Annotated in this window: 14 protein-coding genes; 8 read left to right on the top strand and 6 right to left on the bottom strand. The window is 36.0% G+C overall.

Features of this window, described 5'->3' with window-relative positions; all coding sequences use genetic code 11:
• Positions 1-23: 23 nt before the first annotated feature.
• Positions 24-986: a homocysteine S-methyltransferase family protein gene (locus NSED_RS07155; RefSeq protein ID WP_014965587.1), complete on the bottom strand. Its 963-nt coding sequence runs from the start codon at positions 984-986 to the stop codon at positions 24-26.
• A gap of 112 nt (positions 987-1,098) precedes the next feature.
• Here NSED_RS07155 and NSED_RS07160 point away from each other — a divergent pair, with 112 nt between their 5' ends.
• Positions 1,099-2,199: an MFS transporter gene (locus NSED_RS07160; protein WP_014965588.1), complete on the top strand. Its 1,101-nt coding sequence runs from the start codon at positions 1,099-1,101 to the stop codon at positions 2,197-2,199.
• A 44-nt stretch (positions 2,200-2,243) separates the two neighbouring features.
• Here the strand turns inward: NSED_RS07160 and NSED_RS07165 are convergent, their stop codons facing one another.
• From NSED_RS07165 to NSED_RS07180, 5 genes are all read right to left on the bottom strand, one after another.
• On the bottom strand, positions 2,244-5,468 hold the full coding sequence (locus NSED_RS07165; protein ID WP_237737682.1) for a multicopper oxidase domain-containing protein: 3,225 nt from the start codon (positions 5,466-5,468) through the stop codon (positions 2,244-2,246).
• Between the two features lie 125 nt (positions 5,469-5,593).
• The gene (locus NSED_RS07170; RefSeq protein ID WP_014965590.1) at positions 5,594-6,352 is read right to left on the bottom strand and encodes an ABC transporter permease; all 759 of its coding nucleotides are present in this window, start codon (positions 6,350-6,352) and stop codon (positions 5,594-5,596) included.
• 5 nt (positions 6,353-6,357) lie between these two features.
• Positions 6,358-7,122: an ABC transporter ATP-binding protein gene (locus NSED_RS07175; RefSeq protein WP_014965591.1), complete on the bottom strand. Its 765-nt coding sequence runs from the start codon at positions 7,120-7,122 to the stop codon at positions 6,358-6,360.
• Positions 7,119-7,319 (bottom strand): hypothetical protein, encoded by a 201-nt coding sequence (locus tag NSED_RS10780; protein ID WP_232212376.1) that lies wholly within the window; start codon positions 7,317-7,319, stop codon positions 7,119-7,121. The genes NSED_RS07175 and NSED_RS10780 overlap by 4 nt, the downstream gene beginning before the upstream one ends.
• Positions 7,320-7,417: 98 nt before the next feature.
• The gene (locus tag NSED_RS07180) at positions 7,418-8,146 is read right to left on the bottom strand and encodes an ABC transporter substrate-binding protein (RefSeq protein WP_232212375.1); all 729 of its coding nucleotides are present in this window, start codon (positions 8,144-8,146) and stop codon (positions 7,418-7,420) included.
• 132 nt (positions 8,147-8,278) lie between these two features.
• On the opposite strand from NSED_RS07180, the gene NSED_RS07185 reads away from it, so the two are divergent.
• From NSED_RS07185 to lysM, 7 genes are read left to right on the top strand one after another with little or no spacing between them, the layout of a single operon-like run.
• Positions 8,279-9,478, top strand: coding sequence for an argininosuccinate synthase (locus NSED_RS07185; protein ID WP_014965592.1), 1,200 nt, complete (start codon positions 8,279-8,281; stop codon positions 9,476-9,478).
• Entirely contained in the window at positions 9,475-9,642 is a 168-nt protein-coding gene (gene lysW/argW / locus NSED_RS07190) for an alpha-aminoadipate/glutamate carrier protein LysW (RefSeq protein WP_014965593.1), read from the top strand. The genes NSED_RS07185 and lysW/argW overlap by 4 nt, the downstream gene beginning before the upstream one ends.
• Entirely contained in the window at positions 9,642-10,499 is an 858-nt protein-coding gene (gene lysX, locus NSED_RS07195) for a lysine biosynthesis protein LysX (RefSeq protein ID WP_014965594.1), read from the top strand. The genes lysW/argW and lysX overlap by 1 nt, the downstream gene beginning before the upstream one ends.
• 28 nt (positions 10,500-10,527) lie before the next feature.
• A complete protein-coding gene (argC, locus tag NSED_RS07200) occupies positions 10,528-11,574 on the top strand; it encodes an N-acetyl-gamma-glutamyl-phosphate reductase (RefSeq protein ID WP_014965595.1) in 1,047 nt (348 codons plus the stop codon).
• Between the two features lie 2 nt (positions 11,575-11,576).
• The gene (locus NSED_RS07205; RefSeq protein WP_014965596.1) at positions 11,577-12,380 is read left to right on the top strand and encodes a [LysW]-aminoadipate/[LysW]-glutamate kinase; all 804 of its coding nucleotides are present in this window, start codon (positions 11,577-11,579) and stop codon (positions 12,378-12,380) included.
• Entirely contained in the window at positions 12,373-13,554 is a 1,182-nt protein-coding gene (locus NSED_RS07210) for an aspartate aminotransferase family protein (RefSeq protein WP_014965597.1), read from the top strand. Before NSED_RS07205 ends, NSED_RS07210 begins: the two co-directional genes overlap by 8 nt.
• Entirely contained in the window at positions 13,541-13,960 is a 420-nt protein-coding gene (lysM, locus tag NSED_RS07215; protein WP_014965598.1) for an HTH-type transcriptional regulator LysM, read from the top strand. Before NSED_RS07210 ends, lysM begins: the two co-directional genes overlap by 14 nt.
• Positions 13,961-14,076 lie beyond the last annotated feature (116 nt).

Raw genomic sequence — 14,076 nt, forward strand, 5'->3', positions numbered from 1 at the left:
ATCACACCTGTTTTTGTAAATACTTAACCCTTGACGGAGTTGGCTTTTTCGTCAATTACTCTCCTCAAGGCTTTGATATGTTCAGGATTTGTACCACAACAACCGCCAATGATTCGAACTTTTTTGTATTCATTAAGAAAATCGCCTAATGCGGCACCCATCTTTTCAGGAGTCATCTTGTAAACTGCTTGACCACCATCATTTTCAGGCATGCCAGCATTTGGAACAACTAGTACATTATGTTCATTTTGTTCATCTAGCCATCTAACACTAGGAGTCATTTCAATTGGGCCAGTGGAACAATTTAATCCAAACACGTCAATGCCCATGTCTGATACAGTGGTGTATGCAGCTTGAATATTTGTTCCAAGTAACATCTTTCCATATTGATCTAAAGTAGTGTTTGCAATTATTGGAACTTTTTTACCAGTTTTTTTAATAGCATTATGACATGCCTCAATTACCAATTTCACTTCCAGAATGTCTTGACTAGTCTCAATAAGCAATGCATCAACGCCTCCAAGAATCAACCCCTCAGCTTGTAACTCAAATGCTTCTCGAATTTCATCAAGAGATTTTTGACCCAAATCAGGATCATTTGAACTTGGAAGATATCCTGTAGGGCCCATCGAACCAATCACGTATCGAGGTTTATCAGTATATTCATTACACACTTCAGATGCAAGTGTGGCAATTTTTTTATTAAATTCAACAGTTTGATCACCAAAGCCATATTCATCAAGTTTAATTTTGTTTGAACCAAAAGAATTTGTTTCAATGCAATCTGCTCCAGCGTCCAGATAATTTCTATGAATTTCTTTTATCCATTCAGGATGAGTAATAACTAAACCGTCGTTAAACCCATCTTGATTATTTGGAAAATCCTCAGGTTTAGGATCATGTCTTTGAATTTCAGTTCCCATTGCACCATCAAATAATAAAATTCTATTTTTTATTGCATCAAGAAATGGTTCTTTTTCTGTCAATTTAATTTCAAGACGTTCTTGGACAGTTTAACTCTTTTCAGAAAAAACCACAAAGAAGAGTAGTATTGATACGTATGTTGAAATTAGGCAAAAAGTAATTTGATGTGGATTTATGCAAAAGTTACATGTTAACAATCTAGTTCGTACTGCCACCTTTTTTCAACATGCTGGAATTTCCATAATCTTTGTTTTCATGCCTGTTATTGCAAAAGGCGTTACAGAATCAGTTTTTGAGATTGGGCTTTTAGTAGCATCATTTAGTTTTGCCCAAATTTTATCCGAAATTTATTTTGGAAGACACTCAGACAAGAAAGGAACCAGGCTCAAATTCATTAGAATTGGCTTCATCGGCTGTGCTATAGCATTTGGATTACACTATTTTGCAGATGATCTAGGGATGTTTTTCTTGGTAAGAATTGCAGCAGGTGTTGCTAGTGGAATTATGATTCCTGCAATGATTGCATATACTTATGAGGCAAACATTGACAAAAAGAGAGCAGCAACTGTAATTTCATTTCATGCATTAGGATGGCTTGCCGGAATTGCAGCAGCAGGAATTGCAAATGATCTACGACTAATTTTCTTGATAAGTGCTGCTTCATTTGTGATTGGATTGTTATTCACAATCAAATTACCAAATCCACAACAAGTAAAAGAACTGACTCCGGGAACTACAAAAAAGGTTATCGTAAAAAACAAGTTTCTGTTCTCATCTTTATTACTAAGACATATTGGAGCAGCAGCTGTCTGGACCATCCTTCCAATAATGTTAATGGAGAAATTAGGTGCAGAACTTTATCAAATATCAATTGTATATGTTGCAAACACATTGACTGCTTTTATTTTGATGAATGTAATGGCAAGTAAAATCCATCTATCAAATGTTACGAAATTTCAAATCGGCATAGGCTTTACAACATTTGTGTTTGTAGGATTATCAATGATTACAGACTGGTGGATGGCGATGCCATTTATGTCACTAGTTGGTGCAACATGGGCATTTTTGTTTATTGGTGGAAATTTCCATCTTATGGATAACAATCCACGTTCAACATCAACTGGAATATTTAGTTCAACATTATCCATTGCAACAGTTGTAGGTCCAGTAGTTGCAGGAAGTATTGCATTCCTATTTGATTATACAGCAGTAATGTATTTTGCAATTGTAATTATTGTATGTGCATTTGGAGTATCACTAAAGATTAGAAAATAAAAAGAAAAAGAAAGTTTGAACTGTTTTACTATTTTTTGATGTTATCAGGAGCCTAATGGATCTTTTTGGTCATCATCCAAGTCATCAAGATAGTCTGCTATCTCTTCTGAACAAGGATCTACACCATTACCACATTCATCAACGGTTTGTTGAATCCAGCCTTCATAGACATTAGGAATTGCAAGAACTCCTTGTCCTCCCATTCCAGCATAACCAATTACAGGATCATCAATTGTTGTCTTAAACTCTTTAGTTAAGATGATTTTTCCTGCAATTTCTGCATCATATCCGTCTTTTGGATCAACTACAATTAGTGCATTTGAGAATTTGTTGGAAATATATGCATAGTATCCACCATCTTCTTGTGCACCCCATTGTACACCATGGCATCCAGGATCACAAGGAAGTACAGATACAATTTCATCAATTGATGTATCTACAACAGTTATTGCTGGACCAGTAGGTCCAATTAAATTGGCTGTAACCATCCATTTGTCATCAGGACTAACTGGAGTTTGAATTGGAAGTGCTACACCTACTTCAAGCAAATCAATTTGATGAGTAATTTCTGCATCATCAATATCAATTACACTTAGAGTATTTCCAAGGAAATCAGCAGTATAATATTTTTCAGTACTTCCAAGCATTCCTGTTGCAATTGGTGCAATAAGAACAGATCCTCCACCAGTATGTTCTGCCTTGACAGATGTGTTATCTTCAAGGTTTACAATTGTAGAACTTAGGCTAAGAAAGTCTGGAGTTACCACATACTTACCATCACTACTAATCCAGTGACCATGAGGATGAGATGAATCGCCTGTAGAGATTTGTCTTGTAATCTCATAGGTAGTTGGATCAAGTTCGTTGATTGTTTCCTCACCATTCATTGCAATGTAGATTTTTCCAGTTTCTGGAGAAGTCATTACATGTGATGGGGATTGGCCAACAAAGTTGTCTTTAATCATTTCACCTGTTTCTCTGTCAATTACAACCATTCTAGAATCAAACCATTGTGTTTGATACACTACTTCATTTTTAGAATCAGTCCACATGTTATGTGGATGGTTCATGTTGATTTCAGGAAGTGCAATTTTTTGATCAATACTCCAGTCGTTTGCATTAACTACAGTAATGGTTCCAGGTTTATCATTTGGTGTTCCAGGATGATTCTTGTTTACAGTTTGTTCAAACTGTGTATTTACCCAGATTTCACCTACACCTTTTTGAAGTGGAGCCTGTCTGTCAGCATTTGTAATTGGAACATTAGAATCTAATGCAGCACCTAATATCACATCTGGTGCGCCACCTGTGGAATTTGTGATTCCCAATGCAGTGGCTAATCCAATTAGACTAGCAGTATCAGTGTGTAATGCAGCTACTACTTGTTCTGAGTTTGTAGTAACTAATGCAGGTACCACATTTACTTCCCAATTATCTTGGTTGTAATCTTTCCAGTTTGACGGATCAGAGATTACATAAAAGTCCTTTAACAATTCTAATGGCAAAGCATTAACGGGTCCAAGAGTTACTGGGAATTCCATATCATTAGTAACAGGATCAGGATACCTTGTTAGAATAGTCAAGTCATCAGACAAATCAAGTAAAGGCAATGTTGCACCACCAAGTGTAGATGATTTTACATTAGTTGTTGGATCATCAACAATTACAGCACTTATCATGTATGGGTGTATTTGACAAACAAAAACGTACAATCCAGGCTCATCAAGTGTTGCTGCAGAGCCGTCGGAATTTGTCAAGAATGTAGAACCTCTAATACCTAATTGAGTATCAAAGAAAGCTACAGGAACATCGTTTGTAAGTAATCCATTACCTCCCAATGGGGAAGCTGCTGTAGGCCAGATCAATGAAGTAATAGTATGCTTTGTCTGAGAATCTTTCATGTTGAAAATCACTGTTTCGCCAGGATTAATTATTGCAAGTGATCGTCCCAAGGTATCACCAAATGCGGGTGAAATAACTTTGAGATAATCAAGGGGAAATCCTGTTCCAGGTCTAGGATCAACAGTTGGCAAACCAAGTGAGGTGAAAATCGAATTTGCAGGAGCTAATGCTTCATCTAAATCATCAGCAATTCCAGCATTGAGAGTTTTCATCCAAAGTCCTGGTTCATCACTGAGAGTAAAGACAGCACCTACATCAGGTAATGTGTCATCACCTTCAAGGACCATCATCATTCCACTCATGCCTTGTTCCATATGGTTAAAGAAATGACAGTGATACATCCATCCTTCAGTTCCATCAATTCCGTTTTGGTTATCACTAACCTCAACTAAGAAAGTGTGTCTTTGAAGCGGAGTAATCTCTTTTACATCAATAATGTCAGCAGAACCACCTTGAGATTCAACCCATCTATGACCATGCAAATGGAATGCATGAGTTTCGTCACCAATGCCTAAAACATGGTATCTAACTTTAGCACCATCTGATGCGTATAATGTTGGGTTTACCCAAAGAGGTGTTTGTTTACCACCGTTTTGATTATCAATTTCCATTCCATAGAAAATACTTTGTCCTAGTACGTCAGATGAAACCATCCAGAGAATGAATTCTTTTTCAATGTCATCTACCTTTATCTTGTCAATATTACCAGTACCGCTATTTACAAAGCCATCAACATTACCATTAGCAGGATTTACTATTACTGTTCCAAATAGTCCTACATCTTCTGCTCCAACCTCATTTTGGCTGAATGTATGATCATGATATGGCCAAGTTCCAGCAGTGCCGAGTCCTGCATCCCATGTATATTCTACAGATGAATTACATTCAGCAGCTGAAGTTTCTGCACCATTAACTCTATCATAGGTTGCATCATCACTAATGTCATAATGGACACCATGTGTATGCATTCCAATGAAAAAGGTTTCTGCAGAACCAACTCCGCCATCAACAAAGTTTTCATCACATGCTTTGTTAGTTAATGTAATGTTGGCAGTATCGCCTTCTGTCATTACAATGGTTGGACCAGGAATTGAAGGGTCAGTGTCAAAGATTCCATTTGCTACTAAATCAGAACCATCCAAATCATACTCTACCATTCGATAAGCATACATGCCATCAGGCATTTTTACAGCTTCCATTTTGATGGTATGGTGTGCTCCGTTAGGTAAAGCTTCAGCAGCAAACAAAGGAACGTCTACATTTTCGTATGTCGTTGTATCAGTTTTTTCAAAATTGATTGTAAAAACAGATGCGAGAGTTATTGATAGTATTACAGTTGTCAGTATCATTATTTGTGTTCGTTTCAAGTTATTGATAAAAATTCAAGACATGGGAAATATAAGTAATTATGATCATCATAAAAAAAGACGATGATCGCATAATAATACTTTAATAATTGTTAAAATTACAAGCAGGAATTTAAATAAAAAAATTATCTCAAGCCCCAACGAGACATGACTTTATTTTCCAATTTTTTGAAAATTACCCCATCAACTAACAGACCAATTCCCATAATCACTACCATGATTCCAATTACTTGTGAGACATCATTAAGAGAACGACCAGCATTAAGTAAGAATCCTAAACCTAGGAATGAGAACAGTATTTCAGCACCAATTACTCCCCTCCATGCAAATGCCCATCCTTGTTTGAATCCAGAAATCATGTATGGGAATGCTGCTGGAATCAATACTGCGGTAATTAATTGACTTCCCTTGGCACCCATATTTCTTGCAGCCTCAATAAAATGAGGATCTATATTTTTGACTCCAGTGTAGGTGTTGATAGTAACTGCAAAGATTGCACCAATTGCAGTAACAAAAATTATTCCTCCATCAGTTAATCCAAACCAAAGTATTGCTAATGGAACCCAAGCAATTGAAGGAATTGATTGCAATCCCAAAACTAAAGAACCAACAGTTTGATTGATGACCTCAACTCTTGCCATAAAGATTCCAAGTACAATTCCACCAACAATTGCAATTGCCAATCCAATGGACAATCTCCACATGCTAGTTGCTATTCCATATAACAAACTACTATCTGCTACTCCATATGCCAAGTCTTCTGCCACTTCATAAGGAGAGGGGAAAATATTATCAGGCCATATTCCAGACATTGCAATCACTTGCCAAACTACAACAATTCCAATGTAAAACGCAATTCTATGTACTGTGAAATTCTTTGCCATAATTATCACTCTTTACTTTTCTTTACCTCTGGTCTAAGTTCTGTCAAGATGTCTTGTTGGAATTTTAATAACGATTCATCTTCAGTAATTCTAGGTCGTGGGAAATTATTGTCAACTTCTTTTTTAATTACAGATGGACGATTACTGAAAATTGCTACTTTGGTTCCAAGAACAGCAGCTTCTGAAACACTGTGAGTGACAAACAAAATAGTCTTTTTTGTTTTCTCCCAAATTAATTGCATTTCAACTAATAACAAATCCCGAGTCTGTGCATCAAGAGCAGCAAATGGTTCATCCATTAGTAATACATCAGGATCCATTACAAGAGCTCTTGCAATAGCTACACGTTGTTTCATTCCAGTAGAAAGCTGGTATACGTAAGAATCTGCAAATTTGGTCAATTGCATCATGTCTAGAAATCTATGAGATATCTTAGCACGTTCTTCTTTTGGGATACCTGCCATCTTTAATCCAAATTCTACGTTATCTTGAACCTTAAGCCATGGGAATAATGCACCCTCCTGGAACACCATAATTCTTTCAGGCCCAGTTTCAGAAACAGTACGGCCATCAAACAAGATTTCTCCCTCATCTGGTTTTTCCAAGCCTGCAACTATGCGTAAAAAGGTAGATTTTCCACATCCTGAGGGGCCCACCAAACATACAAAATCGCCTGCCTCAACTTTGAGATTTATACCTCCAAGAGCTTTGAGTTTGTGAGAATCATGGCTAAAGTATTTCACAATATTTTTTGCCTCAAGTTTGGTCATGTTGTATCATCTCCATCAATGGAATTTGTATCAAAGTAGTAAAAAATACCAGACAAATCATATCCATTTCTTCCCAGATATCCTAATGAATCTGCTTTCTCTGCAAATGAATAAACAGAATCAAGCAAAGGATCATCAGTGATTTGAAGATTAGATAATGCAGTATCTACAACATCATCAGATAATGATTGACCCAAATGAGAAGTTAAAAAATTATTAAAAATAATTCTAGTTTCAGTAGGATTTTGATTAATCCAATTTGCTGTTTCATGATGAGAGTCCAAAAAATTTGTAATTATTGTAGGATTTTTTCTACAAAATTTGTATTTGCAATTAAGAGAACAGATGCAAATTCTTGATTTGGCCACAATTCTTCTTCATGAAATAATCGTTTTCCATTCAATTCAGTTTCCAAAATTGTAGCCCAAGGTTCTGCAACCCAGGCGCCATCAATATCACCTTTGACAAATAATGTGTATATGTCAGGATTTGGAATATTGTAAATTACTACAGAACCACCTTTTTCAGCAGATTTTAATCCATTCTCAGACAGGTAATATCGCAATGATACATCCTGAGTATTACCTATTTGTGGAGCAGCGATTTTTTTTCCTGCAAAATCAGAAGCAGAATTTATTTCAGATAAAGGATGAACAATGAAACTTGCACCACCACTAGCTGCACCAGCAAGAATTTTTACATTATGATTTTCAGAGTTTAAGAATCCATTAATTGCAGGGCCCGGTCCAACATATGCTAGATCAATAGAATTTGCAAATAAAGACTCGATTGCCTGAGGACCACTGTCAAAAACTCGAGTTTCAATCTGTGTTGTATTTCCAAGACTTGTTTCAAAGAATCCTTTTTCCATTCCAACTATTGCAATTGCATGACCAATATTTGGAAAATATGCAATGCGGAGTTTGTTTTCATCAGAGGCATTACTAGAATTCAGAGCAACACCGACTACAGATAAGAAAATAATCCCTCCAATAATAACAGAAATAACAGATCGGCTTTTCATAAAACAGCGTTATATCTGGCGGTTAAATAATCATCGAATTTTAGCTCAAGCTAGTCAGAAATTTTTTGAAAATAATTAATTTTGAGCCTATCACAAAAGATAAATTCCAAAATACGACGGAAAAGATGTTTTATGACTCAAAAAGGAATTCTTGCATTTTCAGGAGGATTAGATACTTCAGTGGTTGTAAAATATCTTCAAGATGAACATGATATGGATGTCATCACAGTAACTGTAGATGTTGGACAAGGTGATGATTGGAAAAAGATTGCAGCTAAAGCAAAAAAACTTGGCGTAAAAAAACATTACAACATTGATGCAAGAAAAGAATTTGTCAAAGACTACATTTTCCCATCAATTAAAGCAAATGCTCTTTATCAAAAAAAATATTGTCTTGCAACAGCACTTGCCAGACCATTAATTGCAGAAAAAGTTTTAGAAATTGCAAAAAAAGAAAAAGTAACATCACTTGCACATGGTTGTTCTGGAAAAGGAAATGATCAAGTTAGATTTGACATTACATTACGTTCTGGATCAGATCTTCCCATCATAGCTCCAATTCGAGACAAAAATTTGGATAGAGATACAGAATTAAAATTTGCAAAAAAGCATGGAATTGAAATTGATACTGTAGCAAAAAAATTCAGTATTGATCAAAACTTGTGGGGTCGTGCAATTGAGGGAGGAGTGTTAGAGGATCCATACAACGAACCACCTGACGATGCATTCATTTGGGTTAAAACAAAAGATTTACCTGACAGACCAACATACTTGGAAATTAAATTCAGCAAAGGAATACCAGTCGGAGTGGATGGAAAAACAATGGAGCCTCTAAAACTTATTGAATACATTAACAAAAAAGCAGGCAATGCAGGTGTAGGAATAGTAGACCATATAGAAGACAGAGTTGTCGGAATTAAATCTAGAGAAGTATATGAAACACCAGCAGCAACTTGTCTAATTGAAGCTCATACGGATTTAGAAAAAATGGTCCACACTAAACACGAAAACAAGTTCAAGTCAATTATTGATGATGAATGGGCATATTTGGTCTATTCAGGTCTTTGGCAAGATCCTCTCAAAGCAGATCTGGATGGATTCATCGAAGCATCACAAAAACCAGTTTCAGGAACTGTGAAACTGAAATTGTACAAAGGAGGCCTAAGAGTTGTCGGAAGAAAGTCTGTTAATTCATTGTATAGTCACGATATTGCAACTTATGGGGTAGAATCAACTTTTGATCAAAGATTGGCCAAAGGATTTGTAGAATTGTGGGGAATGCAGTCAACAGAAGCTAATAAATTACAAAAGAAAAGGTCAACAAAAACATGAACTGCCCAGAATGTGATGCAACACTAAACATCCCAGACGATGCCTCAGTAGGAGAAATTGTCTCCTGTCCTGATTGTGGCGCTGACTTTGAAATCTCAAAAAAAGACGGATCAAATGTTGAGCTTAAACAAGCAGAAACCGTAGGCGAAGACTGGGGAGAGTAATGTCAAAAGTTTGTATTGTCTTTGACCGCCTAAGAGCCGAAGAGAAGATGCTGCAAAAAGAAGCATCGGAATTAGGACATGACGCGTTGATGCTTGATGCAAAAATCACTCAAATCAATACAGACAGTAAAAAAGAAGATTTTGATTTGGGAGATATTGTTTTAGAAAGATGTGTGAGTTATTTTAGAGGTCTTCATTTTACTGCAAGTCTAGAATTTATGGACATTCCTGTGTTAAACAAATTTGAGGTAGCAAACATTTGTGGAAACAAAATGTTCATGACGCTACTTTTGAAAAAAAATAACATCCCAACACCTAAAACATATTTTTCATTTTCAAGTGAAAGTGCAGCAGAGAACTTGGAAAAAGTAGGATTCCCCTTAGTCATTAAACCAGTAATAGGCAGTTGGGGAAGAGGAGTGATGCCACTCAAAGACAAAGATGCAATGGAGGCAATTTTTGAAATCAGAGATATTACAGATAGTCCTCATGACAGAATTTACTATTTACAAGAATTAATCAAAAGACCTCCAAGAGACATTAGAGTGATCACAGTAGGTGACGAGCCAATTGCTGCCATGTATAGAAAATCTTCAGGCGGATTTAAGACCAATATCGCATTGGGAGCAGATCCAGAACTTTGTGAGATCACAAAAGAGATGGAGGACATGGCAGTTAAAGCATCAAAAGCTATGGGTGGAGGAATTTTAGGAATTGATATGATGGAAGATGAGGAAAAGGGCCTAGTAGTCCACGAAGTAAACAACACAGTAGAATTCAAAGGACTGGCAAGAGTTGCACAACGAAATATACCAAAAGAAATGGTAGAATTTGCTCTAAACTACATAAGAAAATAAATTATACTCCATTAGAATTGGTCTTATCATGAAAGTTGGGGTTGTAGGAGCATCTGGATATGTAGGCGGAGAAACACTTCGTCTTCTTGTTAACCATCCAGATGTTGAGATCGCAATGGTCACATCAAGACAGCATGTAGGAGAATATCTACACAGAATCCAACCAAGTTTGAAAGGATTTACCGATCTAACATTCTCAGAATTAGATTATGACAAATTAACAGACAAATGTGATTTAGTTTTTACAGCAGTTCCTCATGGAACTGCAACTGAAATTGTAAAAGCATTGTACGACAGAGGAATCAAAGTAATTGATTTGAGTGCAGATTATAGATTGCATGATCAAGAGGCATACGATAAATGGTATGGCTGGGAGCATCCACATCCAGATTATTTAGCAAAATCAGTATTTGGAGTTCCAGAATTACATAGAGAAGAAATCAAAAAAGCACAACTTGTTTCTTGCCCAGGATGTATGGCCGTTACATCAATGTTAGCACTTGCACCACTAATTAGAAATGACATTATTGATACTGAACATATTGTAGTAGACTCAAAAATTGGCTCATCAGGTGCAGGTTCAGGTTCAGGAACTGCACATGCAATGAGAGCAGGAGTAATCAGACCATACAAGCCAGCAAAACACAGACACACTGGTGAAATTGAACAAGAACTAAGCGAAATTGCAGGAAAGAAAATTCATGTTTCAATGAGTCCACATGCAGTAGATGTAGTCCGTGGAATCTTGTGTACAAATCACACATTCATGAAAAAAGACATTGAAGAAAAAGAATTATGGAAATTATATCGTCAAGCTTATGGCGAAGAAAGATTTGTCAGATTAATCAGAGATAAAAAAGGATTGTATAAATTCCCAGATCCAAAATTCTTAGTTGGTTCAAACTTTTGTGATATCGGATTCGATATAGATGAAGATAACAACAGATTGATAGCAATGTCGGCATCAGATAATTTAATGAAAGGTGCAGCAGGTTCTGCCATTCAAAACATGAATGTAATGTGTGGTTTTGATGAAATGGACGGACTCAGATACACTCCACTAACTCCTGTTTAGAAATGATCACAATCAAAATCGGCGGAAGTGTAGTAGATGATTTACATCCATCAACAATTTCAGATATTAAAAAAGTAGCAGAGACTGAGGGAATAATTATTGTACATGGAGGTGGAAAAGAGGTTACAAAAGTATGTGAGCAATTAGGAAAAGAACCAAAATTTGTAACATCGCCAAGCGGCATCAAAAGTAGATACACAGACAAAGAGACTGCAGAAATTTTTACTATGGTTATGTCAGGTAGAATCAATAAAACAATCGTTCAAATGCTTCAAAAAAATGGCGTTAATGCAATTGGTCTTTCAGGAGTAGATGCCAGAGTGATTGAAGCAGATAGAAAAAAGAAATTGCTTATTGTTAATGAAAAAGGTAGAAAACAAGCAATTGATGGTGGATATACAGGAAAAATTAGAGAAGTAAATTCAAAATTCATCAAATCTCTCTTAGATCAAGGGCTCACACCAGTTATTTCACCCATAGCAATGAGTGAAGAATCAGAATTTCTCAACATAGACGGAGATAGAGCTGCAGCATATGTTGCAGGCAAGGTAGGTTGTGATAAAGTATTATTCATCACAAATGTTGACGGATTGTTAATGGATGACAAACTTGTTACAAAATTGACACTGGCAGAAGCAAAAGAGATCAGACCAAAGATTGGGCCAGGGATGGAAAAGAAAATTTTGGCATCTACTGAAGCATTAGATATGGGAGTTAAAGAAGCACTGATTGGAAATGGACAAAGGGAAAATCCAATATCATCAGCTATTGCACATAATAATTGTACGGTGATTGAACATGAGTGAAGATCAATACATGGGCAATCTCTATCAGAGATTTCCAGTAACAATTGAAAAAGGTGTTGGATCTCATGTGTGGGATATAAACGGAAAAGAGTATATCGATTGCATGGGAGGATACGGAGTAGCTCTAGTAGGTCACAAAAATCAAAGAGTTAACAATGCAATCAAAGAACAGATTGACAAAATCATTACAGTTCATAGTTCATTATACAACAAAACAAGAGAGGAATTTTTGACAACACTAATTGGTTTAGCACCAAAAGGGCTCACACAAGTTCATCTAAACAACAGTGGTGCTGAAGCAATAGAAGCTGCAATGAAATTTGCAAGAAAGTTTACAGGCAAAAAAGGAATGGTTGCAATGAAAGGTTCCTATCATGGAAAATCATTTGGTGCATTATCATTAACATTTAATCCAAAATACAGAAAAGCATTTGCACCACTAGTAGAGAAAGTTTCATTTGCATCTTATGGAGACATTGAATCTTTACGTTCAGTAATTGATGATGATACCGCATTTGTAATTTTAGAACCAATTCAAGGGGAAAGTGGAATTATTGTTGCACCTGATGGATTTTTACAAGATGTTAGAAAATTATGTGATGAAAAAGGAATTGTGTTAATTTTTGACGAAATTCAAGCTGGTTTAGGTAGAACCGGACGATTATGGGCTTGTGAACATTGGAATACAGTACCAGACATCCTATGCCTTGCAAAAGGAATTGCAGGCGGTGTACCAATGGGAGCAACTCTTGTAAAACCAGAAATTTTAGCTGCAATTAGTAAAGGAGAGCATTCATCAACATTTGGAGGAAACCCAATCTCATGTGCAGCAGGAATTGCAGCTCTTAAAGCAATTACTGAAGACGGATTGATTGAAAATTCAGAGAAAATGGGCAAATTGTTTAGAGAAGGATTAGAAAAATTAAAAGAAAAACACACAATGATCAGAGAAGTTAGAGGTAAAGGACTAATGATAGGTGTCGAGATGAAATTTGAAGTTAAAGATATTTTGATGGGATTAATAAAAAAAGGAGTTCTGATGTTGTATTCTGGAAGAAATATACTTAGAATTCTCCCCCCATTAGTAATATCTGAAGAAGATGTAACAAAAGTTTTACATGCTCTTGATTCCATACTTACAGAAGAGGAACAAAAAAGAGATGTACAAGGATAAAGTAGACGAAAAAATTATCGGATATTTGAAAGAAGATTCTAGAGAGTCATTTGTGGATATCGGTAAAAAACTAAAGTTGTCAGAATCAGCAGTTAGAAGACGTGTAAAAAATTTGGTAGACAGCGGAACAATTAAGAAATTTACTTTGGAGCTCGGAGAGGAAAATTCAACCAGTGCAATTGTTTTGGTTTCGGTTGATTCTGCAACGGACACATCCAAGGTATCACTAAAGCTTGCAAAATTAGAAGGAGTAAAAACAGTTTATGAAATTACAGGGCAGTATGACATTACAACAATTATGAGTGCTACAAATATTGCAGAAATTAACAGTAGTATTGATGCACTCAGAAAGATTCCAGGTGTGGTAGATACCAATACAGTCATCATTTTAAGAAAAATAATCTAAAAACGACTTTCGTTTCACAATTTAATTTCAAAAACTAATCTAGGATCATTTTTAGATATTTCAGACGAAGATAGTACGAATATGTTTATATCATCAATCTAATGCAACGATTTCTG

The organism is Candidatus Nitrosopumilus sediminis (genome assembly GCF_000299395.1).
GTDB classification, from domain to species: Archaea; Thermoproteota; Nitrososphaeria; order Nitrososphaerales; family Nitrosopumilaceae; genus Nitrosopumilus; species Nitrosopumilus sediminis.